The sequence below is a fragment of the Streptomyces sp. NPDC086519 genome, assembly GCF_040686075.1.
GTDB classification, from domain to species: Bacteria; Actinomycetota; Actinomycetes; order Streptomycetales; family Streptomycetaceae; genus Streptomyces; species Streptomyces shenzhenensis.
Window position 1 is genome coordinate 136,929 of sequence record NZ_JBFBJL010000002.1, and the last position, 23,809, is coordinate 160,737.

The 23,809-nt window shown below is 71.4% G+C and carries 24 protein-coding genes; 1 reads left to right on the plus strand and 23 read right to left on the minus strand.

What is annotated here, in order from left to right; all coding sequences use genetic code 11:
• Window positions 1-3 precede the first annotated feature (3 nt).
• The 21 genes from AB0P24_RS02850 to AB0P24_RS02950 all read right to left on the minus strand — a co-directional run bounded on the left by AB0P24_RS02850 (window position 4) and on the right by AB0P24_RS02950 (window position 20,956).
• Window positions 4-942, minus strand: a complete 939-nt coding sequence (locus tag AB0P24_RS02850) for an aromatase/cyclase (RefSeq protein WP_365790371.1) — start codon at window positions 940-942, stop codon at window positions 4-6.
• 28 nt (window positions 943-970) lie between these two features.
• Window positions 971-1,756, minus strand: a complete 786-nt coding sequence (gene fabG / locus AB0P24_RS02855; protein WP_365790373.1) for a 3-oxoacyl-ACP reductase FabG — start codon at window positions 1,754-1,756, stop codon at window positions 971-973.
• Between the two features lie 86 nt (window positions 1,757-1,842).
• Window positions 1,843-2,115 carry an acyl carrier protein gene (locus tag AB0P24_RS02860; RefSeq protein WP_181808217.1) on the minus strand — a complete coding sequence of 91 codons (273 nt, stop codon included), beginning with the start codon at window positions 2,113-2,115 and terminating at the stop codon, window positions 1,843-1,845.
• 293 nt (window positions 2,116-2,408) lie between these two features.
• On the minus strand, window positions 2,409-3,617 hold the full coding sequence (locus AB0P24_RS02865) for a ketosynthase chain-length factor (RefSeq protein ID WP_365790375.1): 1,209 nt from the start codon (window positions 3,615-3,617) through the stop codon (window positions 2,409-2,411).
• A complete protein-coding gene (locus tag AB0P24_RS02870) occupies window positions 3,614-4,888 on the minus strand; it encodes a beta-ketoacyl-[acyl-carrier-protein] synthase family protein (protein WP_365790377.1) in 1,275 nt (424 codons plus the stop codon). The genes AB0P24_RS02865 and AB0P24_RS02870 overlap by 4 nt, the downstream gene beginning before the upstream one ends.
• Window positions 4,885-5,214: a TcmI family type II polyketide cyclase gene (locus tag AB0P24_RS02875; protein WP_234535814.1), complete on the minus strand. Its 330-nt coding sequence runs from the start codon at window positions 5,212-5,214 to the stop codon at window positions 4,885-4,887. Before AB0P24_RS02875 ends, AB0P24_RS02870 begins: the two co-directional genes overlap by 4 nt.
• Before the next feature lie 145 nt (window positions 5,215-5,359).
• Window positions 5,360-6,826 (minus strand): FAD-dependent monooxygenase, encoded by a 1,467-nt coding sequence (locus AB0P24_RS02880; protein WP_365790379.1) that lies wholly within the window; start codon window positions 6,824-6,826, stop codon window positions 5,360-5,362.
• A gap of 62 nt (window positions 6,827-6,888) precedes the next feature.
• Complete coding sequence (locus AB0P24_RS02885; protein WP_365790381.1) at window positions 6,889-7,812, minus strand: hypothetical protein; 924 nt, start codon at window positions 7,810-7,812, stop codon at window positions 6,889-6,891.
• A gap of 119 nt (window positions 7,813-7,931) precedes the next feature.
• The gene (locus AB0P24_RS02890; RefSeq protein ID WP_365790383.1) at window positions 7,932-9,695 is read right to left on the minus strand and encodes a biotin carboxylase N-terminal domain-containing protein; all 1,764 of its coding nucleotides are present in this window, start codon (window positions 9,693-9,695) and stop codon (window positions 7,932-7,934) included.
• A 1-nt stretch (window position 9,696) separates the two neighbouring features.
• Entirely contained in the window at window positions 9,697-10,263 is a 567-nt protein-coding gene (locus tag AB0P24_RS02895; RefSeq protein ID WP_365790385.1) for a flavin reductase family protein, read from the minus strand.
• A 79-nt stretch (window positions 10,264-10,342) separates the two neighbouring features.
• Complete coding sequence (locus AB0P24_RS02900) at window positions 10,343-12,058, minus strand: FAD-dependent monooxygenase (RefSeq protein WP_365790387.1); 1,716 nt, start codon at window positions 12,056-12,058, stop codon at window positions 10,343-10,345.
• 158 nt (window positions 12,059-12,216) lie between these two features.
• Window positions 12,217-13,137: a MarR family transcriptional regulator gene (locus tag AB0P24_RS02905; protein WP_365790669.1), complete on the minus strand. Its 921-nt coding sequence runs from the start codon at window positions 13,135-13,137 to the stop codon at window positions 12,217-12,219.
• A 135-nt stretch (window positions 13,138-13,272) separates the two neighbouring features.
• Window positions 13,273-14,742: an MFS transporter gene (locus AB0P24_RS02910; protein WP_365790389.1), complete on the minus strand. Its 1,470-nt coding sequence runs from the start codon at window positions 14,740-14,742 to the stop codon at window positions 13,273-13,275.
• Between the two features lie 130 nt (window positions 14,743-14,872).
• Complete coding sequence (locus tag AB0P24_RS02915; protein ID WP_365790391.1) at window positions 14,873-15,532, minus strand: hemerythrin domain-containing protein; 660 nt, start codon at window positions 15,530-15,532, stop codon at window positions 14,873-14,875.
• Between the two features lie 159 nt (window positions 15,533-15,691).
• Window positions 15,692-16,993, minus strand: coding sequence for a cation:proton antiporter (locus AB0P24_RS02920; protein WP_365790393.1), 1,302 nt, complete (start codon window positions 16,991-16,993; stop codon window positions 15,692-15,694).
• 216 nt (window positions 16,994-17,209) lie between these two features.
• A complete protein-coding gene (locus tag AB0P24_RS02925; protein WP_365790395.1) occupies window positions 17,210-17,800 on the minus strand; it encodes an NAD(P)H-dependent oxidoreductase in 591 nt (196 codons plus the stop codon).
• Window positions 17,797-18,201 (minus strand): nitroreductase family deazaflavin-dependent oxidoreductase, encoded by a 405-nt coding sequence (locus AB0P24_RS02930; RefSeq protein ID WP_365790397.1) that lies wholly within the window; start codon window positions 18,199-18,201, stop codon window positions 17,797-17,799. Before AB0P24_RS02930 ends, AB0P24_RS02925 begins: the two co-directional genes overlap by 4 nt.
• Before the next feature lie 113 nt (window positions 18,202-18,314).
• Window positions 18,315-19,328 carry an ester cyclase gene (locus AB0P24_RS02935; RefSeq protein ID WP_365790399.1) on the minus strand — a complete coding sequence of 338 codons (1,014 nt, stop codon included), beginning with the start codon at window positions 19,326-19,328 and terminating at the stop codon, window positions 18,315-18,317.
• Entirely contained in the window at window positions 19,325-19,696 is a 372-nt protein-coding gene (locus AB0P24_RS02940; RefSeq protein ID WP_220214763.1) for a dehydrogenase, read from the minus strand. Before AB0P24_RS02940 ends, AB0P24_RS02935 begins: the two co-directional genes overlap by 4 nt.
• A gap of 394 nt (window positions 19,697-20,090) precedes the next feature.
• On the minus strand, window positions 20,091-20,330 hold the full coding sequence (locus AB0P24_RS02945; protein ID WP_365790401.1) for a hypothetical protein: 240 nt from the start codon (window positions 20,328-20,330) through the stop codon (window positions 20,091-20,093).
• The gene (locus AB0P24_RS02950) at window positions 20,327-20,956 is read right to left on the minus strand and encodes an OvmZ protein (protein WP_365790403.1); all 630 of its coding nucleotides are present in this window, start codon (window positions 20,954-20,956) and stop codon (window positions 20,327-20,329) included. The genes AB0P24_RS02945 and AB0P24_RS02950 overlap by 4 nt, the downstream gene beginning before the upstream one ends.
• Before the next feature lie 398 nt (window positions 20,957-21,354).
• On the opposite strand from AB0P24_RS02950, the gene AB0P24_RS02955 reads away from it, so the two are divergent.
• Window positions 21,355-21,936, plus strand: coding sequence for a TetR/AcrR family transcriptional regulator (locus tag AB0P24_RS02955; protein WP_365790405.1), 582 nt, complete (start codon window positions 21,355-21,357; stop codon window positions 21,934-21,936).
• Window positions 21,937-21,947: 11 nt separating this feature from the next.
• On the opposite strand, the gene AB0P24_RS02960 is transcribed toward AB0P24_RS02955, so the two are convergent.
• Both AB0P24_RS02960 and AB0P24_RS02965 read right to left on the minus strand, forming a co-directional pair.
• Window positions 21,948-22,556: a ScbR family autoregulator-binding transcription factor gene (locus AB0P24_RS02960; protein WP_365790407.1), complete on the minus strand. Its 609-nt coding sequence runs from the start codon at window positions 22,554-22,556 to the stop codon at window positions 21,948-21,950.
• A 150-nt stretch (window positions 22,557-22,706) separates the two neighbouring features.
• The gene (locus AB0P24_RS02965) at window positions 22,707-23,522 is read right to left on the minus strand and encodes a response regulator transcription factor (protein ID WP_365790409.1); all 816 of its coding nucleotides are present in this window, start codon (window positions 23,520-23,522) and stop codon (window positions 22,707-22,709) included.
• Window positions 23,523-23,809: the final 287 nt, after the last annotated feature.

Consider the following 23,809-nt stretch of genomic DNA (forward strand, 5'->3'; position numbering starts at 1 on the left):
GGGTCAGCGCCTCGCCTCGGCGTACGCCTTGGCGTGGTTCAGGGTGGCGCGGCTGTTGGTGCTGAGCGCCCCCCGCACGTACTCCCGGGCCTCGGCGACTCCCGCCTGAGGGCCGAGGATCTTCGCGATGTTCTCGGGGCGCAGCACGACGGTGTGCTGCGAGGAGGCGAAGGTGCCCTCGTCGGTCTCGCGGAAGGTCCAGTAGCCGGTGTGCAGGTTCATCAGGGCCGGCAGGGTGGTCTGCTTGTAGGCGATCTTCCGGCCGTCCAGGCAGACCCGGTACGACTTGGTGGTGTGCGTGGAGCCGTCCTTGGCCCGGGTGTCCATCTCCAGGGTCTGCAGGCCCGGGGTGTCCTCGGTGAGCCGGACGGTCGCCACGTGCGGCAGCCGCTCGGACCAGCGGTCGGCCTCGTTGACGAAGTCGTAGAGGTCCTTGGCGGCACCGTCGACCTGGACGGTGTCCTCGAAGGAGAACGTCAGCTCGTCCGAGGCGGTGGCGAGTTCGACGTTCGTCCGCAGCGCGGCCAGCTCGGAGCGGGAGTTGCGGTCGACGGCCTCGTCGATCCAGGCCAGCCCCGCCGGGTCGTCGTCGACGGCGGTGTAGTCGTGCAGCAGCCGCACCCGCGAGGTCCCCTCGTCGACCGGCTCGATGATCCAGGTGCCGCCCATGCTCGCGACGGGCGGGGCGGAGACGGTCTGGCGGAAGGTGATCCGCAGGCCCTCGGGGTCCAGCACGCGGCGCGAGGTCCAGTTCTTGGCCTGGCCGCCCGCGGTGGCCCAGATGCCGATCAGCTCCTCGTTCCCGGAGCGCTCCAGGTGGTCGACGTAGATGGTCGGCGGGAAGATCCGCGGCCAGTTGGCCACGTCGGCGATCAGCCGGTAGACCTCGGCGGCCGGCGCCGAGATCGTGATCTCGTGCTCGACTTCCTTCGGCTCGGACATGGGTGACTCCTTGAGGGTGCCGGGGTTTTCAGAAGTTGCCGAGGCCGCCGCAGACGTTGAGGGCCTGCGCGGTGATGGAGGCGGCGGTGTCGGAGGCGAGGTAGCCGACCAGGCCGGCGACCTCCTCGGGGGTGGAGTAGCGGCCGAGCGGGATCTTCGCCGTGAACTTGTCGAGGATGGCGTCCTCGCTGGTGTCGTAGGCGGCCGCGTAACCGGCGCGCACCCGCTGCGCCATGGGCGTCTCCACGTACCCCGGGCAGACGGCGTTGACGGTGATGCCGGTGGGGGCCAGCTCGTTGCCGAGGGCCTTCGTGAACCCGACGACCCCGTGCTTGGATGCGGAGTACGGCGCCCCGAGCACGACGCCCTGCTTCCCGGCCGTGGACGCGATGTTGATGATCCGTCCCCGGCTCTTGTTCCGCATGCCGCCGGTGGTGAGGGCGGCGCGGGTGAGGCGGAAGACGCTGTTGAGGTTGGTCTCGACGACGTCGTACCAGAGCTCGTCGTCGATGTCGGCGGTCACCCCGCCGCCGGACCGGCCGGCGTTGTTGACGAGCACGTCGACGGTGCCGTACCGCTCCACGGCGGCCCGCACGAAGTTCTCGATGGACAGCGCGGACCGCACGTCGAGGGTCGTCCCGTCGACGTCCAGCCCGTCCGCGCGCAGTTCCTTCACGGTCCGCTCGACGTTCCCGGCGTCGCGGGAGCCGATGAACACGCGGTGGCCCTGCTGGGCCAGCAGCCGCGCCGTGGCGAGACCGATTCCGCTGGTGGCCCCGGAGACCAGGGCGACCCTCTGCTGCTGTTCGGACATGTCTGCAGCTCCCTTTCAGGGGCATGGGAAGGCCGCCGGCGCCCGGTCAGGGCGGGCGCCGGCGGCCGGAGGGGAGGGGAGAGAGGTCAGGCCGCGGCGGCGACGTCACTGAGCTGCGCGTTGACGAGCGCCAGCAGCTCGCGGGGCGTCTTGGCCTCGGTCACCACGGTGTCGTCCAGCGTGATGTCGTACTCCCGCTCGATGCGCCCGCAGGTCTCCAGGATGGCGAGGGACTCGTAGCTGAGCTCCTCGAAGTCGGTGTCGAGGATGTCCCCGTCGAGATCGACGCTCTCATCGGCACCGGCGGCCTCCAGCAGGATCCGCTTGAGGTCGTCCAGGGTGAAGGACTGAGTTGCCACGGTGATCTTCCTTTCACGACTACGAATGGGCACGCATGGGAACGCCCGCCCTGCCGGTCCCCTGGCGGGGGAGAGACGGCGGGGGCCGGGAGGACGGGCGGGTCTTTGGGGGGCTGAGGTTGGGGGGGGGGACGCTCACCGGCGCCGGCCGGGTGCCGCCGCGCCCACCCGTGCCGCCCTGCGGCACGACTGCCCGCGGCTGAGGCGCCCCGAAGGGGCGCGGGGAACTGCGCGACCAGCCCCCGCGCACCCGCGGCCGAACGACCGCACAAGCCCCTACGCTCGTCGGCGGCCTACGCCCGCACCACCATCGCGGAGTTGAACCCGGCATACCCCCGCGCCAGCACCAACGCCGTCCGCACCTCGGTCAGCCGCGGCTCGCCCACCACCAGGTCGAGGTCATAACCCGCCTCCGGCGAGACGTTCACCGTCGCCGGCACCACCCCGTCCCGGACGGCCAGCAGCGCCGTCGCCACGTCCAGCGGCGCCGCACCCGAGTACAGCCGCCCCGTCATCGTCTTCGGCGCGGTCACCGGCACCCCGTGCGGCCCGAACACGTCACTGAGCGCGTCGGCCTCCACCCGGTCCAGCTCCGGCACGGCCGCCGCGTCGGCGAACACGACGTCCACGTCGGCCGCGTCGGCGCCCGCGTCCGCGAGCGCCAGCTCGATCGCCTTGCGCAGCCCCGGCGGCCGCCCGGTCCCCGGCGCCGGATCGAACGTCGCGCCGTACCCCGCGATCTCCCCGTACACCCGGGCGCCGCGCCGTACGGCCGTCTCCTCGGCCTCCAGGATCAGGATCGCCCCGCCCTCGCCGGCCACATGCCCGGCCGCGGCGGAGTCGAACGGCAGGTAGGACCGGTCCGGCTCCTCCGACGTGGACAGCCGGTCGCTGGCGAGCTGCGCCACCCACCCCCACGGGCAGACGGACGCGTCGATCGCCCCGGAGACGATGAGCCGCGTCCCCTTCCGGATCTGCCGGCGTGCGTGCGCCAGCGCCTCCAGCCCGCCGGCCTGGTCGGACACGACCACCCCGCTCGGGCCCTTCATCCCGTTGCGGATGGAGATCTGGCCGCTGTTGACGGCGTAGAACCAGGCGAACGACTGGTATGCCGAGACGAACTGACTGCCCTGGCTCCATAGCTTCTGCAGCTCCCCCTGCCCGAACTCGAAGCCGCCGGAGGAGCTGGCGGTGACGACGCCCATGTCGTAGGCGGGCAGGTCGGCCGGGTTCACGTCCGCGTCGGCCAGCGCCCAGTCCGTCGCGACGAGCGCCAGCCGGGTCATGTGGTCGGTCTGCGCGAGCAGCCGGCTCGGCAGGTGTTCACCGGCGTTGAACCCGGGCACCTCACCGGCCAGCTTCGCCGGATACCCGGACGGGTCGAACCGCGTGATGCGGCCGATCCCGCTCTTGCCGGCTCGGGCGGCGGCCCAGTAGTCGGTCGTGCCAAGGCCGTTGGGCGCGGCGACGCCGAGCCCGGTCACCACGGTCCGCGTCGTCATGCGGCCGCGCTCCTCTCCGGTCGGGCGAGCACCATCGCGCTCTGGAAGCCGCCGAACCCGCTGCCCACGGTGAGCACCGCGTCGGTGCGGTGCTCACGGGCGGTGAGCGGCACGTAGTCCAGGTCGCACTCGGGGTCGGGGGTGTGCAGATTGGCCGTCGGGGGCACGACGCTGTGCTCCATGGCGAGGACGGACGCGGCGATCTCGATGGAGCCGATCGCGCCGAGCGAGTGCCCGACCATCGACTTGATCGAGGAGACCGGGGTCCGGTAGGCGTGGTCGCCGAGGCTCTTCTTGAACGCGGCGGTCTCGTGCCGGTCGTTCTGCTTGGTGCCGGAGCCGTGCGCGTTGATGTAGTCGACGGCCTCCGGGTTGAGGCGGGCCTCGTCGAGGGCGACCGTGATGGCCTCGGCCATCTCCGCGCCGTCGGGCCGCAGCCCGGTCATGTGGAAGGCGTTGCAGCGGGAGGCGTACCCGGCGATCTCGGCGTAGATGTGCGCCCCGCGTGCCCGCGCCCCCTCCAGCTCCTCCAGGACGAAGACGGCCGACCCCTCCCCCAGCACGAACCCGTTGCGGGTGCCGTCGAAGGGGCGGGAGGCGTGCTCGGGGTCGTCGTTGCGCGGGGTGGTGGCCTTGATGGCGTCGAAGCAGGCCAGGGTGATCGGGGAGATCGGGGCGTCGGTGGCGCCGGCGATCATCGCGCAGGCCGAGCCTTCCCGGATCAGCTCGACGGCGTGGCCCACGGAGTCCAGCCCGGACGTGCACCCGGTGGACACGACGGTGGCCGCGCCCTCCGCGCCCACCGCCCAGGCCACCTCCGCCGCGAACGAGCTGGGCACCAGGTAGTTGTAGAGGTGCGGGACGGCGTAGGTGTGGTCGACGAGGTCGAGCCGGCCGCCGTCGCTGACCACCCGGTACTCCTGGTCGAGGCCCATGGTCGCGCCGACCGCGCTGCCGATGCTGACCCCGACCCGGTAGGGGTCGGCGCCGGACAGGTCGAGCCCGCTGTCGGCGAGGGCCTCGCGGGCGCTGACGACGGCCAGCTGCGCCGCCCGGTCCATCCGCCGTATCTCCTGCGGGCTCAGCCCGTGCTCCTCCGGGTCGAAGTCGACCTCGGCGGCGACCCGGGACCGGAAGGAGGACGGGTCGAAGAAGGTGATGCCACGGGTCGCGGTGCGGCCCTCGCTGAGCAGGTTCCAGAAGTTCTTGGTGCCGACACCGCCGGGGGCGATGACACCGACCCCGGTGATGACCACTCGCCTGGCGTTCACGCCCGGCCCTCCCAGTCGTAGAAGCGTGTGGCGACCGCGTCGGCGGGAGACCGCCAGGTGGCGGGGTCGTACGCCTGGATGAACGGCTTCAGGTCCGCACTGATCCGCACGAACCGCGGGTCGGTCTTGGCCTCCTCGATCAGCTCGCCGCCGTTGTCGGTGTCGAAGTGCTGGAGGTGGAAGTACAGCCCGCGGTAGGCGAAGAGCTCACGGCGCCGGGTGCCCATGAGGTGCGGCATCTCGGTCCGGTCGAACTCCCCGAAAAGCCGGGCGACCTCCTGGCTGCTGCCCGGTTCCATCCGGGCGACGATCAGGGTGCTGTGCATGAAATCTCCTCAGGGAAAAGCGCCCCGTCAGGGCGCGCGAACGTATCGACAGGCGTCCGCGACAGCGCCCCGTAAGGGGCGCGGGGAACTGCGCGACCAGCCACAACGGCGCGACAGCCGCACGACGGAAGATCCCGGCACTGCCTCACCGCGCGGGCCCGAACCACCGCTCAAGGGCCATCGGCAGATCCGCGTGACTACCCGGCGCCGCCCAGGCCACGTAACCGTCGGGCCGCACCAGCACGGCCGTGGTACCGGCCAGCGGACTGCCGGCCGGGAGTTCCGCCACCGCCGTCACCACGTCCACCCGGTCCCGCCAGGCCCAGGCCCGGTCCCGCAGCCGCGCGTTGTCGGCGAGGTCGAGCAGCACACCCCGCCCGGCACGCAGCGCCTCGGTGCTGGAGGCCACCCTCCTGTGACCGGCAAGCGGCACGTTGGGCAGCCGTCGGCCGAGCAGCGCGCCCGCGCCCCCGTCGACGTCGTAGTGGATCTCCAGCCCCGACACCATCGCCGCCAGATGCCTGCTGACCTCCGGATACCGGATCAGCTCGGTCAGCACGTCGCGCAGCGGCTGCACCTCGGGCCCCGACAGGAACAGCAGCCCCTGCGCCCGGGTGTTCATCATCAGCCGCTGCCCGACCGGGTGCCGTTCGTCGTGGTACGTGTCGAGCAGCGTCTCCGGTGCCCGCCCCCGCACCACCGCGCCCAGCTTCCAGCCGAGGTTCACGGCGTCCTGGATGCTGGTGTTCATGCCCTGGCCGCCGGCCGGCAGATGGATGTGCGCGGAGTCGCCGGCGAGGAGGATCCGGCCGCGCCGGTACTCGGTGACGAGGCGGGTGCCGTCGCCGAAGGAGGACACCCACACCGGCTCGGCGTGCGAGATGTCGTCGCCGGTCAGCCGCTGCCAGGCCGCCGCGGCCTCCGCCCAGGTCGGCGGCTTCTCCCGGCGCTGCGGCGGGGTGCCGCGCTCGCAGATGATCAGCCGGGTGATGCCACCGGGCAGCGGACCGACCATCACCATCCCGCCGGGCAGGGTCTCCCCGATCATCCGGGGCTCCAGCTCGATGCCCCGCACGTCGGCGAGGTACATCTCCAGCGTCGACGGCGTCCCCGGGAAGTCGAACCCGGCGGCCTTGCGGATGGTCGAGCGACCGCCGTCGCACCCCACGAGGTATTCGGCGCGCAGCCGGTGCACCCCCTCGGGCCCACGCACCTCGACCTCGACGCTGTCCTCCTTCTCCTTGACGGACAGCACCTCGTGCCGGCGCCGGATGTCCGCGCCGAGCCGGCCGGCCCACTCCTCCAGGACGGTCTCGGTGACCGACTGCGGGATCGTTTTGGCAGCCTGGTGGGCGCCGTCGAGGACACCGAAGTCGACCGGCAGGCCACCGAAGTGGCCCACGTTGCTGACCTCGATGTCCCCGAAGCGGGGCAGCAGTCCGCGCTGGTCGAAGACCTCCATGGTGCGGGCGGTGAAGCCGAGGCCGCGCGACTCTCCGGTGCGCGCGGGCAGCTTCTCCAGGACGATGACGTCGGCGCCCGCGAGCCGTAGCTCGCCCGCGAGCATCATGCCGGCCGGTCCGGCGCCCACGACGATGACTTGTGCGTCCATGACACTCCTCGGGAACGGTTCCGTACGGTCCCGTCGGGGAGACCGTCGGCGAAGACGAACTGTCAGCGGTACAGGCGCCCGATCGCCCGGTTGGCCACGTGCGCGGCCGCCGCGTGCCGCGGGTCGGGCGCCAGCGCCTCGTGCCGTACGGCCACTTCGGCGAGCTTGATCGCGTGCTCGTCGCTGATCTGGACCGCCTCGGCGAACAGGGCCGCCGGGTCGGGGGCGTCCGGCAGCGGGACCGCGGGCCGGGGCACGGCGTGGAACCAGTCGAGCATGGTGCGGCTGACGGCCCGCGCGACCCGGTACGACGGCCACCGCTGGTCCGCCGGCAGGTGCTCCACCACCAGCCGTACGGCGGCGGGGCCGGTGACCGAGTGGATCAGCGGGATCGGGTGCGGGAGCGAGAGCGTGGCGTAGATCCCGGAGAACTCGGCGACGAGGTCGTCCAGCGCCCGTACGACGTCGCCGTCGCCGTCGCCGCCCTCGTCACCCCCCTCCTCGACCACGACCCCGCCCTCGGAGTACCGGGCCGCCCAGTACCCCAGCCCCTGTGCCAGTTCGGCGAGTTGCGGCCGGTTGCCGGGGCCGGCGGTCACCACCGCCCGGACCGCGTGCGCGGTGCGGATCACCCCGTGCCTGAGCACCCCGGACATGCCGGGCAGCAGCCGGGGCCACCAGCGGGCCAGGACGTCGGTCCACTCGCCCTCGGCGAGCTCGCGCTCGAACAGGGTGGTCCAGTCGGCGACCCGGCCGAACTCGCCGAGCGCCTGCCGCCAGTCGGCCTCGTCGGCCGGGTCGAGGGTGAACCGCCGCTCGGGGACGTCGTGGAAGGTGTGGCCGCGCAGATGCCCCTCCACCCAGCCGGGCACCTCGTCGGCGTATCCCATGTGGGCGAGGGCCTCGGCGGCCATCGGGGCGTGGTTGACGAAGCCGCGCCCGTGTTCGTACCCCACGGAACGCAGCCGCTCCAGCGCTCCGTTCATGGCGTCGGTATAGGTGAGTGCTGCCAAAGCGATCAGTCCTCGATCGGTCTTGATCAGTCCTGGATCAGTCGTGGACCAGTCCTGGACCAGTCCTGGATGTGCCCTGGATGTGTCCTGGATCAGTCCTTGATGTCGCAGATCGCGGCGCCCGCGGCGAGGGCCTGCCCCGCCTCGGCGGCGATCCCGGTCACGGTGCCGGACCGGTGCGCGCTGAGCGGCTGCTCCATCTTCATGGCTTCGAGTACGACGACCAGGTCGCCCTTCTCGACCCGCTGCCCCTCGGTCACGGCCACCTTGACGACGGTGCCCTGCATGGGAGAGGTGAGCGTGTCCCCGGAGGCGGCGGGCGCGGAACCGGCGGCGCCTCGGCGGCGGGCGCGGGGCGCGGCGGCCGCCCCCACGAGCGTCCGGTCCGGGACTCTTCCCAGGACCGCCGGCAGCGAGACCTCCAGCCGGTGCCCGCCGACCTCGACCACCACCGTCTCGCGGCCGGACTCCGCCGGCTCGGAGCCGGCCGCCGGGGCCGCCGTGAAGGCCTCGATCTCGTTGACGAACTCGGTCTCGATCCAGCGGGTGTGGATCCGGAAGGGGTCACCGGTGAAGGCCGGGTCCCGGACGACCGCCCGGTGGAACGGGAGCGCCGTGGCCATCCCCGCCACGCGGAACTCGTCGAGCGCCCGCGCGGCCCGCTCCAGCGCCTCCGCGCGGGTGCGGCCGGTGACGATCAGCTTGGCCAGGAGCGAGTCCCAGGCGGGGCCGATGACGCTGCCCGACTCCACGCCGGCGTCCAGCCGTACCCCCGGCCCCGACGGCGGCTCGAAGAGCGTCACCGTGCCCGGCGCGGGCAGGAACCCCCGCCCCGGATCCTCGCCGTTGATCCGGAACTCGAAGGAATGGCCCCGCACCTCGGGGTCGCCGTAACCGAGTTCGGCGCCGTCGGCGATCCGGAACATCTCCCGGACCAGGTCGATGCCGGCGACCTCCTCGGTGACCGGGTGCTCCACCTGGAGCCGGGTGTTGACCTCCAGGAAGGAGATCGTGCCGTCCTGCCCGACGAGGAACTCGCAGGTCCCCGCGCCGACATAGCCGGCCTCGCGCAGGATGGCCTTGGACGCCCGGTACAGCTCGGCGGTCTGCTCCGGGGTCAGGAACGGCGCCGGAGCCTCCTCCACCAGCTTCTGGTGGCGACGCTGCAACGAGCAGTCACGGGTCGATACGACCACCACGTTGCCGTACCGGTCCGCGAGGCACTGCGTCTCGACGTGCCGCGGCCGGTCCAGGTAGCGCTCCACGAAGCACTCACCGCGTCCGAAGGCGGCCACCGCCTCCCGCACCGCCGAGTCATAGAGTTCCGGCACCTCCTCCAGGGTCCGGGCGACCTTCAGCCCGCGCCCGCCGCCGCCGAAGGCCGCCTTGATGGCGATCGGCAGGCCGTGCTCCGCGGCGAAGGCCACCACCTCCTCCGCGCCGCTCACCGGGTCCGGGGTGCCGGCCACCAGGGGCGCCCCGGCCCGCTGGGCGATGTGCCGGGCCGCCACCTTGTCGCCGAGGTCGCGGATGGCGGACGGCGGCGGCCCGATCCAGGTGAGGCCCGCGTCCAGGACCGCCTGCGCGAACTCGGCGTTCTCGGAGAGGAACCCGTAGCCGGGGTGGACGGCGTCCGCGCCGGTCTCCCGGGCGGCCCGCAGTACCTTCTCGATGTCCAGGTAGCTGGTGGCCGGGGTGTCACCGCCCAGGGCGAAGGCCGCGTCGGCGACCCGGACGTGCAGGGCGTCGCGGTCCGGGTCCGCGTAGACGGCGACGCTCGCGATCCCGGCGTCCCGGCAGGCCCTGGCCACGCGTACGGCTATCTCGCCACGGTTGGCGATGAGCACTCTGCGCATGTCAGGACGCCTGCCGGGCGTGCTGGAAACGGTCCGCGCCGGTCTCCAGCGGGCCCAGGGAGCCGTCGAAGAAGATCAGCGGTTCCAGGCCGTGCTCGGGGACGCCCAGCTCCACCACCTCGCCGATGACGATGTCGTGGTCGCCGGCGGTGTGCACGTCGACCGTGGTGCAGGTCAGGTGGGCGAGGGCCTCGCTGAGCACGGGCAGCCCGTCCGCGGTGAAGTGGTGCGGGACGCCCTCGAAGGCGCCGGCGGTGGCCCGGCGCCCGGCGAAGTGCCGGGCCAGCTGCTGCTGGCGGCCGGACAGGAAGTTCACGGTGAACCCGCCGCTCTGCTCCAGGAGCGTGTGCAGCCGGGACTGCCGGTGCAGGCAGAACAGCACCAGCGGGGGTTCCAGCGAGACCGAGGTGAACGAGTTGACGGTGGTGCCGTCCGCGTCGCCGTCGGGGCCGGTGGTGATGACCGTGACGCCGGTCGTGAACAGGCCGCACACGCGGCGCAGGTCCAGCGGTTCGACGATCCGGGTCTCTTCTTCGGCGCGGGTCAGCGACCGCGCTGCTGCGGACATGCGCATCCCTTTCTGCGATGAGCCTTCCGGGAGGACCCTTCTGAGAAGAGCCCTTCTGGGAGGAGCCCTTCCGGGAGGGTCAGAGGAGCTTGCGGACCTTCGCGCCGGCCTTGACGATGCCGAGCAGGAACTCGCGGCCGACGCTGTTCATCTCGGCGGGCGCCTCGACGGAGGCCCAGTACAGGAAGCGGGCCATGGTCAGCGTGTTCGGGTAGATGAACCGCCGCTCCTCGTCCTTCCAGCCGAAGACCGGGTTGACGACCGGGGACTCCTTGAGCAGCCCGAAGACGATGTCGGCGGCCTCGTCGCCGGTGAGCGCGCCGGCCTCGTACTTCTCGCAGGTCTCGGCGGTGGTCTCCAGGATCCGCTTGAAGGAGTCGCTCTGCGGCCACCACAGGCCCGGGTACGGCACCTTCTCCAGCTCGTCGAAGTGACGGACGTCGTGGTCCTTGAAGTGCTTGAGGCGGGCCCGGGTCAGCCGCATGGTGCCGGGGGTGATGAAGGAGCCCCAGACCCGGAAGACCGCGTTCCAGAGCCGGAAGTGGGAGAACGCGATGAAGGAGCTGTTGACCAGGTCGTCGTTGTACTGGAGCAGACCCTGCTCGACGCGCTCGACGTACTCGAAGCGCTCGGCGGAGAAGTCGCCGTCCTTGAGGGCGAGGACCAGCCGGGAGGTGAGCGCGTCGACGACCTCCAGGGTGTTGGACAGGCCGCGGGAGAACAGCGGGTCGAGGAAGCCGGCCGCGTGCGACATCAGGCACCAGCGGTCGCCGACGGTCTGCTTGGAGGAGTACTGCAGCCGGTCGGTGGAGATCCACTCACGGACCCGGGTGGCGCCGTCGAACTGCCGCTTCACCGCCGGGTACTTGTCGAGGAAGGACTGGAACTCCTGCTCCGGGGTGAGGTCCTTGGGCTTCGGGTAGGTGCGCTCGTCCATCGTCAGCCCGACACTGCACAGCGGGTTGCGGGACTTGGGGTGGTTGTCGAAGGGGATGATCCAGAACCAGCCGCGCTCGATGAGGTGGTGCATGGTGCCGGTGTGCCAGTCGGCCGGCGGGCGCAGCTCCTGCGGGTGGCCGCTGACGTCGTCGAACCGCTTGATGCCGACGTAGTGCGTGAACATCGAGCGGGAGTGGTGCTTGAAGCGGGCGGTGGGCTTGTCGCGCAGGTCGAACTTGTCGGCGAGCGGGGAGCGGAAGCCGGAGGCGTCCACCAGGTACTTCGCCCGGTACAGCTCGGGCTCGGCGCCGGGGGCGGCGCTGCGGCCGAGGACGGTCACGCCGTCGTCGTCGAACTCGACCTCGTTCGCCCGCCAGTTCTGCCGCGGGGTGCAGCCGTACTTGATGGCCACGTGAAACATGAAGGAGTCGCTGTCCTGCCGGAACATGTGGCTGTTCTGGTGGAATATCTTCGGCAGGGCGAGCTGGGTGGCCTCGCGCGGGTCGGGCTCTTTTCCGACCTCGTGCTTCAGGAAACCGAAATGCGCCTTCGTACCGAAGGTCGGGCCGATGTCGCGGGTGGAGGCCTCGACACTCGCAAGGCTTTTCAGCTCGGGAATGTCATGGCGTTCGGAGAGGATGTGGATCCATTCCACGAGCTGCGGGGTCATGGACTCGCCGATGGCGAAGCGCGGGTGCGCGGCCGCGTCCACCAGCAGCACCTTGGCGCCGTGCTTGGCCAGGACGGCACCGGTGACCGAGCCGGCGAGGCCCGAACCGAGGATGATGACGTCGAAGGTCATGTCCTCGGGTATGCGCGCCGGTTCCGGCGCGCCGTCGGTCTTCTTGGCGACCATGACTGTCTCCTTCGTCGAGGGGCGGTGCGCAACGGGAAATCAGCATGAAAAAAGGCCCCTCGCGGCCCTTCCGAAAGGAATTCGGAAGAACAGTGAAGAGCCTGGAAAAGGGCGCGGTTAATCCGCCGAATCAAGCGTGACATTCTTTGGCCAGAGGGTCAACCCCTGGCGGGAACGGATGACTTGGCGTTCTCGGTGAATGCCGGTCCGGAATGCGTCGGGGCCAGGAGTCTCAGCAGGAGTCCGCGCAGTTCGTCGTCGCCGCCCGGGCCGAGCATCGCGGAGACGTCCGCGGCGAGCTCCGCGACGGCGCGGGCCACGACACCGAGCTGCTCACGGCCGAGGTCGGTCACCTCCAGGGCGTACCGGCGCCGGTCGTGCGGATCCCGCCCCCGCCGGACCAGGCCCAGCCTGACCAGTTCGTCGACGAGTTGGGAGGCGGCGGGCCCGGTGATGGCGAGCAGTTCGGCGAGCCGCTGCTGGGCGATGGGACCGAGGACGTCGAGGGCGTACAGCGGGCCGTAGTGCCGCACCCTGAGTCCGGTGCCGGCCAGCTTGTCGTCGCCGTGTTTGCGCAGCCGGTGGTGGGCCTGCGCGACCAGGTACTCGGTGCCCTGCACGAGGGGCTGCGCCGACTCGGGCAGCAGCCGGGCCAGCAGCTCGTCGAGCCGGGCGGTCTCCTCGTCCGTGAGTACGGCGGTGAGCCGGGCGTCCCGCTCGGCGACCGCCCGCCGGCTGGCCTCGACGGCCTCGCGCCCCTTGTCGGTCAGGGAGAGCACGTACTGGCGCCGGTTGTCGGGGTTGCGGGTGCGCCGGACCTCGTCGCGGGCCTCCAGGCGGTCGATGACGCCGACCATGATGGTGCGGTTGATGCCGAGCCGCTCGGCGAGGTCGAGCTGGGACTCCCAGTCGCGGCCGGTGAGCGCGTCGAGGACCAGGAAGTCGCGGGAGTCGCCGCCGTCGCCGTCGTCGGTGGCGGAGAACTGGGCGTAGACGCGGCGCAGGAGGTAGCCGATGAAGCCCGTGAGCGAGTCCGGGAGGACTCCGGGCACCTCCGCGGTCTGCTCGGTCCCGGTCACCGGGCCGCGCTCCTCATCGCTCTCGTACCGCAAGACAGCACCTCCTGCCCGAGTATATCGACGGACTCCCGGCCGGTCCGGCACCGGAAACCGGCGACCCCGCCCGATCGGTCAGGGCGGGGCCGCCGGGGCCGGTCACAGGGCGACGGGCGGGTGCTCGGCGTCCTGCTGCTGGGGGCGGGTGCCCGGGAGGGTGGCCAGGGCCACGATCAGGGCCAGCAGGTAGAGGCCGCCGCCGAGCAGGAACCCGTACGAGTAGCCGGTGGTGAGGGCGTGCGGGACGCTGCCCGGCAGCTCGTGGTCGGTGACGGCGGTGGCGGCCGCGGCGAGGGCGGCGAGGCCGATGGCGCCGCCGATCTGCTGGGCGGTGTTGACCAGGCCGGAGGCCGCGCCGGTGGCCTGCGGAGCGACCCCGCGGACGCTGACGATGGTGACGGCCACGAAGACCATGCCGAGGCCGAGACCGGCGACCAGCTGGGCGGGCAGCAGCGCGGCCCACGGGGTCTGGCCGGGCTCGATGAAGCTGAACCAGACCATGCCGGCGGTGCCGATCAGCAGACCGAGGGCGATCACGTTGCGCTCGGGCAGCTTGGCGAGCAGCTGCGGGCCGACGCCGCCGGCCGCGATGCCCATGCCGAGCGCGAAGGGCAGGTAGGCGACGCCGGTGACCATCGGGGCGTAGCCCTTGACGACCTGCATGTAGAGGGTCAGGAAGTAGAAGGTGGCGAGCATGCCCGCGCCGACCAGGAACATGATCAGGTTGGCGCCGACCCGGCTCCGGTCGGCGAGCACCCCGCGCGGGATCATCGGCGCCGCGGCGGCGCGCTGGATGAGGACGAAGGCGAGGATCAGGACGAGCGCGGCACCCAGGCCGATCAGGGTGACGCCGTCGCCGAAGCCCTTGTCGCCGGCGCGGTTGATGGCGTAGACGAGCGAGCCGAAGCCCAGGGTGGCGGTGAGCGCGCCGGGCACGTCGACCTTGCCGCGCTCGCGCTCGCCCTCGACGAGGACGCCGGTGCCGAACAGGACGGCCAGGGCGATCGGGACGTTGATGAACATCACCCAGCGCCAGCTCAGGTACTCGGTGAGCGCGCCGCCGAGCAGCAGGCCGACGACCGAGCCGAGGCCGCCCATCGCGCCGTAGACGCCGAGCGCCTTGTTGCGGGCGGGCCCCGCCGGGAAGGTGGTGGCCAGCAGGGACAGGGCCGTGGGTGCGGCGATGGCGGCGCCCGCGCCCTGGATCACCCGGGCGGCGATGAGCAGTTCACCGCTCTGGGCGAGGCCGCCGAGCAGCGAGGCCGCGGTGAACAGGATCAGTCCGGTACGGAAGACCCGGCGGCGGCCGAAGAGGTCACCGGCGCGGCCGCCGGCCAGCAGCAGGCCGCCGAAGGCCAGGGCGTAGGCGGTGACGATCCAGCCGAGGCCGGACTCGCTGAGCCCGAGGGCGCTCTGCATGCTCGGCAGGGCGACGGCGACGATCGTGTTGTCGAGGACGAGCATGAGCTGGGCCGCGGCGATCACGAGTAACGCGAGTCCGAGTCTGCCGTCCTGCTGCGGCGGGGCCGCGGCCTCGGGGACGGCCTGAGTGCGGTCTTGCAGCGACATGGGGGGTCTCCGTGTCTGTCTGTGTCTGCCTGTGTCTGTCTGCGTATGTCTGCGCGTGTCTGCGCGCGTCTGCGCGTGTCTGCGCGTGTCTCAGGGGTGGGGGGCGTCGAGCGGAGCCCTCGGGATCCGGTCAGCGGCTGGTGGCGGCGGTCCCGGGAGTCCAGATGGCGAGGTCCTCGTAGGCCTTGCGCCAGTCGTTCTCGTAGGCGTTGCGCAGCGGTTCGGGCATGTTGCCGAGGAGCTTGGCGGCCTTCGCGGCGTCCACGTCGTCGAGCAGCCAGGGCAGGTAGCGGACGGAGTCGTCGCCGACCCGGGTGCGCTGCTCGCCGGCGAAGTCCGCCCACTGCTCCTGGGACAGCGTGATGTCCATCAGTTGCAGGGCGTCCCGCTCCTCGTGGTCGAGGTGGGCGCTGAGCTGGGTGTAGAGGCTGTCGGTCAGACCGGTGAGGCGCTCCAGCCCCCCGTCGCGGTCGGCGAGGGCGGCGTCTATGTCGGCGAGCAGCGGGTCGATGACGCCGTGCTCGGCCTCCATGTCGGCGAGCAGCGCCAGTTCGGAGCTCTGGCCGACCAGGGCCGCCTCCATGACGGGCCAGATCTTCACGTCCTCGGAGACGTGGTGGATGGTCAGGAACTTCTTGAACAGCTCCCAGCCGACCGCGGTGCTCAGTACGTGCCGGGGGTCCTCGTCGACCCGCGCGGTGATCCGGGCGATGCGCTCCAGCTCGCGCCGCAGCGCGTCGTGGATCGCGAACATCATCGTCATGTCGAGGTTCTTGAAGTTCTGGCTCATCGGTCTCTCCCTCACTGCCTCACTGCTTCGTCGTCGTACCGCGAGAGTATCGTCAACCTGCTTATCTATCAAGCTTCCAACTAGCAATTAGCCAACCATCAGGGCCTGAACTATTCGCCGGTCGGCGGCTGACGCCGCTGCCGCGCCCGAAGGCGCAGGTCAGCGGGTTCTCACGATCTCCAGGGCGGGTTCTTCCTGGCCGATTCCGGCCGGTTCCCGTCCGAGGTCCTCGTCGATCCCCTTGCGGATCCGGGTCAGCGCGGGGGTGGTCATGGCCGTGGTGAGCAGCGCCATCAGTACGAGGACGGTGAACAGCTCGGGCCCGATGACGCCCAGCCCGAGCCCGATGTTGAGCACGATCAGCTCGGTCAGGCCCCGGCAGTTCATCAGCGCGCCCAGGGACATGGAGTCCCGCCAGTCCCGGCCGGAGAGCCGGGCCGCGAGCGTGCCGCCGCCCCACTTGCCGGCCACGGCGACCGCGAGCACGGCCCCCGCCCACAGCCACTGCGTGCCGCTGCCGCCCAGCAGCCCCACATCGGTCTTCAGCCCGGTGCCGACGAAGAACAGCGGCAGCAGCACCGGCACCGCGAAGGCCCGCATCCGGGCCGCGGTGGCCTCGGTCCGCCGGCTGCCGCGCGGGGTGACCACGCCGAACAGGAACGCGCCGAACAGCGCGTGCACCCCGATCCGGTCCGTGGCGTACGCGGCCAGGCTCAGCCCGCTGAACAGCACGACCAGCACGACACCGTCGGCGTACCGGCCTTCCGCCCGGGCGGCCCATCTGGCCAGCAGCGGCCGTACGACGAGGAACATCACGGCGGTGAAGCCGAGCGCGTACCCGGCGGTGGTCAGGGCCTCCATCGGCGAGTTGCTCTTCGTCACCGCCACCACGACCGCCAGCAGGCACCAGGCGCTGACGTCGTCCACGGCCGCGCTGGCCATGGCGAGCGCGCCGACCCGGGTCCGGTACAGGCCCCGGTCGGTCAGGATGCGGGCCAGCACCGGGAACGCGGTGATACTCATCGACACCGCGATGAACAGCACGAACGGCAGCCTCCCGGTGCCGGGCGGCGCGAGGTCGCCGTACATGCCGAGGGCCAGCAGCGCGCCCAGCGCCAGCGGCAGCGCGATGCCGGCCTGGGAGACGGCGACGGCCGTTCTGCTGTTCCCGCGCAGGGACTTGAGGTCCAGTTCGAGTCCGACGAGGAACATGAACACGAGCAGGCCGAGGTTGCCGAGCACGCCGAGGAACGGCAACGCCGACTGCGGGAACAGCCACGCCTGGGCGCCGGGCCAGAGCCAGCCCAGCAGGGACGGGCCGAACAGGATGCCGACGAGTATCTCGCCGACGACAGGGGGTTGCCCGAGCCGCTTGAGCAACTGGGCACCGGCCCGGCAGGCGAGGATCACCACGGGCACGGCGACGAGAAGAGGGGTGAGGGGATCGGGGACGGCGGCCATTACGTTCTCCTGTGAAAGGGGGTCAGGTGACGTGCCCCGTAAGGGGCGCGGGGAACTGCGCGACAAGCCACATCGGGCCTGGGGCCGATCCACCACGGATCCCGGCACTTCCTGCGCATCGCCGTGCCGAGCACGGTTGCCGGGCGGCTGCGGCGCCGTCGTGGCTGATCGCGCCGTTCCCCGCGCCCCTACGGGGCGCAGTTCTGAGCGGCGCTTTCAAGCGCCGTAAGGACGCGCTGCCTTGGCCTCGCGCAGCGCGGTCGCCCACCACGTGAGCTGGTCGAGCATCAGCTTGGCCGCGGTCTCGGCGCCCTCCGGCTCCGCCGGAAACGTGCCGTCGGCGGCGTAGTGCTCCAGCACCCGCGGAAACGTCACGACGTCCTTCATCCCCACGCAGTGGAACTCGGCGAAGACCTGCCGCAGATGCTCGATCGCCCGCATCCCGCCCGCCATGCCGAGGCCGTAGCCGACGAAGCCGACCGGCTTGGCCTCCCACTCGGTCTGGAAGCTGTCGATGAGGGTCTTCAGCGGGCCCGGCACGCTGCGGTTGTACTCCGGTACGACGACCACGTACGCCTCCGCCCCGTCCAGCCGGGGCCGCAGCGCCGCCGCCCGCGGGTCGGCCGCGTCGAGGCTCGCCGGGAGCGGGTGCTCGGCCACGTCGACGACGTCCAGGACCAGGTCGTCACGGCGGGCGGCCACCCGCGCGAACCAGCCGGCGACGTCCGGGGCGAGCCGCCCGTCCCGGGCGGAGCCGACCAGCAGCACCACCCGGAGGGGCCGGGTGACCAGGCCGGCGGCGGTCACCGCCGGGCCGCCGGCACGGGCGTGGGGACCGGCGTCAGCGCGAGGAACTCGGTGGCCTCGACCCGGGAGAGGATGCGCCGGGTCAGGGCGGGCATCCTCGTCGTACCGTCGTCGGTGAAGACCACCGGCCCGGTGACCTGGATCCGGCGGCCGCGCGTGGTGATCTCGCAACCGCCCGCCGCCAGCACGTTCTTGACCCAGTCGGAGCCGGGCCCGTACGGCAGTGTGATGACGATGTCCGTGCCGCGCCGGAACAGCTTGACGGGCGTGGTGAACTCGCGCCCCGACTTGCGGCCGCGGTGGTGGACCTTCCCGAAACCGGGCAGCCGGCTGAACAGCGGCCCGACGAGATGGTTGGCGAACCGCCGGTTGAAGCGGGCGACTTTCCTGTCGATCGGCATGTCTCAAGTCCCTTGCTCGGTCAGGTCCTTCGGTTCCGTCGGGGATACGGCCGGGTACGGCGCCCGGCCCCCGCCGCCGTCAGCGGGGGCCGGGCGCCGGCCGGGCGGGCGGATCAGGCCGCGGGCTTGCCGGCGCCCGGACCACCGGCCGGACCGCCGGCCGGGGTCAGCGGGCCGGCCGGCCTGCCGCCGGACTTGAGGAAGCGCTCCAGGGCGAAGTTGTCGACGATGCCCCAGCGCTCGGCGATCCGGTCGCCCTCGAACCGGAACCAGATGATCGCCTGGTGCTGCACCTGAAGCCCGGTCGGCTGGATGCCGATGAACGGGCCGGTGTGCCGGCCGTGCATGACCCAGCGGATGGCGGCCTTGTCGCCCATCGATAGGAAGTCGAGGATCTCGTACTTGATGTCGCTGAACGCGGACTGCTGGATCCTGATGGTGTGCTTGAACGCCTCCGGGCCGCGCATGGAGTCGTCGTGGCTGCCGTGGTTGCGGAAGTCGGCGGTGAGGTAGCGGTCGGCGGCCGACAGGTCGCCGAGGTCCAGGCCCTCGTGGAAGACCTTCTCGATCAGTTCCTTCTGCTGGTCCGCGGTGAGCGTGGTCGGCATGGGTGGGTTCTCCTTGGCTGAAGTGGGCGTGTTTCCTCGGGTGTCGAGGGTCTGTCGGTCGACCTGGGTCACTCCCCTGGGCACGGCGCCGGTGGTCCACACGATCCGCAGCCGCAGCCGGTCGAAGCGCCAGCCGTCGGGAGTGCGCCGGGCCGTGCCGGTGAACCGGCCGCCGAGCTGGAAGTACTGGGTGGGATCCGGCGGCAGCGGCGAGCCGTGGTGCACGTGGGAGGCGATCAGGCTCCAGCTCAGCTCGGCCCGGTCGCCGTCGACGTCGGCCCGGGTCTCCGAGCCGTGGTGGTGGGTGCGGCCCCAGCGCGCCATGATCTCGGTGGTGAAGCCGGCCACCCCGGCGAGGCCCTGGTGGCTGCCGACCGGGAACGTCATCTCGATGTCCTCGGTGAACAGGGACCTCGCCCAGGTCTCGTCGAAGCCGCCCTCGTCGAGGCCGGCCAGATAGCGCCCGGCCAGGTCCCGCAGGCTCAGCACGTCGGTGAGCCGGGCGAGCTCGGCCGTCATGACACCCGGCGCGCTTCGGTCCGGGCGTCCGTCGCGTAGATCACGACGTCGTCGGGGCCGTGCACGACGGCCTTGCCCTCGCCGGTGAGCGCGTCGCCGTCGTGCCGCGCGGTGATGTCGATCTGTATGTACGCGGCCCGGTGGCCGTTGGGGCTGATCTGGGTGACGTCGAGGTTGAAGTCCTCGCGCAGCGAGAACTCCAGCGAGTCGTCGCCGGTGACGGTCCAGGCGCCGGTGCCGGAGCTCTTGCGCGTGGTGACCGAGAGCGAGCCGTCCGGGGCGAAGGCGACGGTGTACTCGTCCACCTCGCCGTCGTGCGTGACCGTACCCGTCCATTGACCGACGGGTGTCCAGGTGGAAACAGGCATCGACCACACTTCCTCAAGTCGGGGCGGAGGGAAAACAAAGAAATCCGCGCCCCCGGCGGGGACACGGATTCGGATTTCGAGAAGGAGGCCACGGGCGCGAAAGCCACAGGCCCGCGAGAAGCGCCGCCGCCATCAGGGCATGGGGGCGCCGAAAAGAGTGTGACACCTCTGTTCGGATGCGTCAACGCCCCTTTAGATGAAGCGAGTTGACAGTTAGGCGGGTAAACAGAAGAAGCCCCCGCGGCAGGGGGGAGGGCCGCGGGGGCTGCTTCGCACCGGACCCCCGCACGGGTCCGGTTTCCTGGGGGTGGCCGAGAGAACGGGGCGCCGGCGGAGAGTGCGGCGGACGGTTACTCGAATTCTCTCCGGTAATGGGGCGGCACGTCGCGCCCGGTTATTCGGTGTCGTTGTCGCGGGCCAGCGCGAAGAGTTCGTCGAGGTCGTATTCGGCCCGCCGGGGGCCGCCGTACCGGGTGAGTTTGCCGCGGCTGGCCCATTTGCGGATGGTCGCCTGGGTGACGCCCATCGCGAGGGCCGCCAGTTCCGTCGGGACCGTGCGCGGCTTCGCGGCCCCGCTTTCCGTCCCGCTCGCGGTACCGGTGGCCGGCGCGGCCGGAACGTTCGGCTCCGTCATGTCGTCGCCGCCTCCCGGATCCGGCCCGCGACCAGCAGCCACTGCCGTGGCGGCAGTGCGTGGCCGGTGTCGCAGGTGACCTGGTCCGGTACCCGGTCGCCGCCGTCCGCCGGCAGGATGCCGTGGAGCGTCCCCGCGCAGCCCGGCCTGGTGCACGGGCCGAGGGCGAACCGGCGTACCGGGCCGGGGCCGAGCAGCTGGCGGAAGTCGGTGAGGAGTTCGGCGAGTTCCTCGTCGAGGTCCGCGCCCGCCGGGTGCCCGGCGAACCAGGGCAGTTGCCCGCGCAGGAACCCGGCCAGCGCGGGCACCCCGCGGCCGGCGGGCCGGGCGCCGGTGCGCTCGTCCACGACGAGCCGCGCCCACGACGCCATGACCTCCCCCGTCCGGGCCCGCAGGGCCAGCACCCGCTCGTCGAGCACGATGCCGACCGTGGCGCGGCTGCCGCTCACCCGCTCGCGCAGCACCGGCGCCCCGGGCACCAGCGCCTGGTCGCTCTCCCGGTACAGGTCGAGCAGGGTGCGCAGTCCGCTGTCGATCCGGTCCAGACAGCGGACACAGATCCGGCCGCAGCGCCTGCGGCAGTCGCGGCTGGCGTGGCCGTCCGTGAGTCGCTCCGGCTCTTCCATTCCATCCCCCGAATCCTCGGTCCGTGTGGAACTGCCACCAGTCTCACGGGGCCCGGAGGGCGCTTCAACGCACGGCGGTTCAGGGTTCCCACAATCCTCCGCAGCTCTGTCAGCGGAGTGTCAAACCCGTGTCAAGTGACCCGATTTGATCATTATTACAAACAGACCTGTCTGATTGGCGACCATCTTGGATCATCGCTCGTCATGCATGTTTCCAGACAAACATCGCTGTTGCCAGGGAAGTTGGGATCCTGTGTAGATCATGAGGAGGCGGGCCCCCGCCGGGTTCCTCCCAGGAAACAGGCATGGTTGTATGATTCATTCCACCATTGGCACCGGTGCCCGCAGAAAGTGCATGTACCGGACACACTGTTGGCAGGGAAGGCGGGTGCGACCTGATGCAGGCGCGATCCGAGCAAACGCGGCAGGCTCTCGTCCATGCCACCGCCGAGCTCATCGCCGACGGCCGGCTGTCCGACGCGGGTCTGGTCAACATCTGCCGCCGGGCCGGGGTGAGCCGGGGGGCGCTCTACCACCACTTCTCCTCCACCACCGCACTGACCGCCGCCGTGTACGAGGAGGCGAGAGCGCGGGTGGAGGCGCTGACCGAGGAGGCCTTCGCGGGCCCGGTGGCGGACGCGCCCGAACGCTTCCTGTTCGCGCTCGGCGAGGCCATGCGCACCGAGAAGGTCGTCCGCGCGGGCATGCAGCTGGCCGCGGACGGTTCGGCCGGGCCGCCCCGGCTGCGTGACGACCTGCTGGCCTCGGTCCACGAGCGGGTCGCGGAGGCGCAGAAGGAGTCCACGGAGCCGGCCGAGGACCTCGCCGACCTGACCGTGGTGATGGCCGCGGGCATCGAGACCCTGGGACACACCGACCCGAGCTGGTGGGACGGCGAGATCACCCAGCGACTGTGGCGACTGCTGCGCCCGCTGTTCGACCGGGACCGGCCGGGCCGGGGCGGCGAGCGCAGGATCTGAGAGAGGGCCGCTCACTCCGCGGGCGGCGTGGTGCGCAGCCGCCCGACCAGGCCCGGCGTGGCGAGGCCGGGCAGCAGGAACCTCCAGAAGACGCTGGTGCGTTCGGGAAGGTCGGCGCGGCCGGTGTAGGCCTGGGACATGATCTGCAGGCCGGTGAAGGAGCCGACGATGAGCGAGGCGACCTCGCCCACGTCCACCCCCGGCAGGAGCTCGTCCCGCTTCTCGGCCTCCTGGAGCAGCGCCAGGATGGTGTCCATGGACTGTTCGTAGGTGGTCTGCGGCGGGCAGTCGAACGACGTCTGCTCCGTCGCCAGCCGTACGCTCGCGCGCAGCACCGCGTCGTGCTGGAGGCGCCGGGCGAACTCCAGGGTCAGGTCGATCACCGACTGCAACCTGACCGGGCGTTCGGGCACCTCCAAAGCCTCGGCGTGGGCCTGCACCAGGGCCAACGCGATGGCTTCCTTGGAAGGGAAGTGATGGTAGAGGGACCCCCGGGTGAGTCCGGTGCGGGCCAGGATCTCGTTGGTGCTGGCGGCGTCGTAGCCGCGCTCGTCGAAGACCTGGGCCGCCGCCTCCAGGATCGACCGCCGTGATCGCTTGCCGCGTTCCTGCTGAGCCATGCCAGATTCCTACGCTCTCCCACCGAATTCAACAGACTGGTCTGTATCGTAATCCGCAAGGACGGCCTGCGGTCAGTACCGCGGCGGGAGTTGTCAGAAAACGGTCCCGTGGCCGGGTGCCGGAACCCGGCACGACCTGGGAGAAGAGGGCTAGGGACCGCCGATCCGGAAACCGACCCCGCGGACGGTGACGATCCAGGAACTGGAGCCCAGTTTGCCGCGCAGGGTGCCCACATGGGTGTCGACGGTGCGGCCGCGCGGCGACCACGCGTCCTCCCACACCTGGGCCATGATCTGGCGGCGCGGGATCACCGTGCTGGGCTGCGAGGCCAGCAGGTGGAGGAGGTCGAACTCCTTGCGCGTCAGGTCGAGCGGCCGTCCGTCGAGGGTGGCCGTGCGGGCGCCCGGGTCGATGCGCAGCGGCCCGTGGGTGACGGCCCGGCCGGCGGCCGGCTGGTCCGCCGGCTGCACCCGCACCCGGCGCAGCACCGCCTCCATCCGGGCCAGTAACTCCCGGAATCCGTACGGTTTGACGAGGTAGTCGTCCGAGCCCGCTTGCAGGCAGAGCACGCAGTCGAGCTCCGAGCCGCGCGCCGTGACGGCGATGATCGGCAGGTCGCTGACCGCACGGATGCCCCGGCACACCTCGAGGCCGTCGAGGTCGGGCAGGTCGAGGCCGAGCAGCACCAGGTCGGCCTCGCGGTGGCCGCGCAGCGCCTGGGCGCCGGTGGCGGCGCCGTGGGTGGCGTAGCCGTGCCGGACCAGCCCCTGCCGGAGCGTTTCGGCGGCCCGCGGGTCGTTCTCGACGACCAGGACGCTCAGCGCTCCCGCCCGGGGCGCGCCGGACACGGGGACCGGGCGGGCCGAGTGCCCGGCCGGGGCCGAGTGTCCGGCCGGGACGGCCGTGCCGGGCGAGCGGTGGTGCCGCGGCGACGGCGTCACGAGGTCCGCGAACTGGCGGTTCATCTGCTCCCCCTGAGGCACATCCACGTCATCTCGGACTGCGGGTTCACCACCAGACCGTACCAAACAGACTTGTCTGATTGTCAACTGGCGAGCCCCAGGAGCGCGTCGCCCCGGCCGACCTCCGACACTGCCATCGCGACCTGCAATTTCGTTGAATTACCGGACAAGTGGGAGGTCAGGCTCCACTCAGGCACCTTCGCAAAAGAATCAACCAAGCCTCGCACGTTCCGAGATAACCATGCAGCCCTGCATGTTTTACGCTTGCAATTCCGACATAAGGGTCAGTC

Bases quoted from the DNA above. Each gene is read 5' to 3' on its own strand.
- AB0P24_RS02850 (WP_365790371.1), bottom strand. From the start codon at position 942: ATGTCCGAGCCGAAGGAAGTCGAGCACGAGATCACGATCTCGGCGCCG.
- fabG (WP_365790373.1), bottom strand. From the start codon at position 1,756: ATGTCCGAACAGCAGCAGAGGGTCGCCCTGGTCTCCGGGGCCACCAGC.
- AB0P24_RS02865 (WP_365790375.1), bottom strand. From the start codon at position 3,617: ATGACGACGCGGACCGTGGTGACCGGGCTCGGCGTCGCCGCGCCCAAC.
- AB0P24_RS02875 (WP_234535814.1), bottom strand. From the start codon at position 5,214: ATGCACAGCACCCTGATCGTCGCCCGGATGGAACCGGGCAGCAGCCAG.
- AB0P24_RS02880 (WP_365790379.1), bottom strand. From the start codon at position 6,826: ATGGACGCACAAGTCATCGTCGTGGGCGCCGGACCGGCCGGCATGATG.
- AB0P24_RS02885 (WP_365790381.1), bottom strand. From the start codon at position 7,812: ATGAACGGAGCGCTGGAGCGGCTGCGTTCCGTGGGGTACGAACACGGG.
- AB0P24_RS02890 (WP_365790383.1), bottom strand. From the start codon at position 9,695: ATGCGCAGAGTGCTCATCGCCAACCGTGGCGAGATAGCCGTACGCGTG.
- AB0P24_RS02895 (WP_365790385.1), bottom strand. From the start codon at position 10,263: ATGTCCGCAGCAGCGCGGTCGCTGACCCGCGCCGAAGAAGAGACCCGG.
- AB0P24_RS02900 (WP_365790387.1), bottom strand. From the start codon at position 12,058: ATGGTCGCCAAGAAGACCGACGGCGCGCCGGAACCGGCGCGCATACCC.
- AB0P24_RS02910 (WP_365790389.1), bottom strand. From the start codon at position 14,742: ATGTCGCTGCAAGACCGCACTCAGGCCGTCCCCGAGGCCGCGGCCCCG.
- AB0P24_RS02915 (WP_365790391.1), bottom strand. From the start codon at position 15,532: ATGAGCCAGAACTTCAAGAACCTCGACATGACGATGATGTTCGCGATC.
- AB0P24_RS02920 (WP_365790393.1), bottom strand. From the start codon at position 16,993: ATGGCCGCCGTCCCCGATCCCCTCACCCCTCTTCTCGTCGCCGTGCCC.
- AB0P24_RS02930 (WP_365790397.1), bottom strand. From the start codon at position 18,201: ATGCCGATCGACAGGAAAGTCGCCCGCTTCAACCGGCGGTTCGCCAAC.
- AB0P24_RS02935 (WP_365790399.1), bottom strand. From the start codon at position 19,328: ATGACGGCCGAGCTCGCCCGGCTCACCGACGTGCTGAGCCTGCGGGAC.
- AB0P24_RS02940 (WP_220214763.1), bottom strand. From the start codon at position 19,696: ATGCCTGTTTCCACCTGGACACCCGTCGGTCAATGGACGGGTACGGTC.
- AB0P24_RS02945 (WP_365790401.1), bottom strand. From the start codon at position 20,330: ATGACGGAGCCGAACGTTCCGGCCGCGCCGGCCACCGGTACCGCGAGC.
- AB0P24_RS02950 (WP_365790403.1), bottom strand. From the start codon at position 20,956: ATGGAAGAGCCGGAGCGACTCACGGACGGCCACGCCAGCCGCGACTGC.
- AB0P24_RS02955 (WP_365790405.1), top strand. From the start codon at position 21,355: ATGCAGGCGCGATCCGAGCAAACGCGGCAGGCTCTCGTCCATGCCACC.
- AB0P24_RS02960 (WP_365790407.1), bottom strand. From the start codon at position 22,556: ATGGCTCAGCAGGAACGCGGCAAGCGATCACGGCGGTCGATCCTGGAG.
- AB0P24_RS02965 (WP_365790409.1), bottom strand. From the start codon at position 23,522: ATGAACCGCCAGTTCGCGGACCTCGTGACGCCGTCGCCGCGGCACCAC.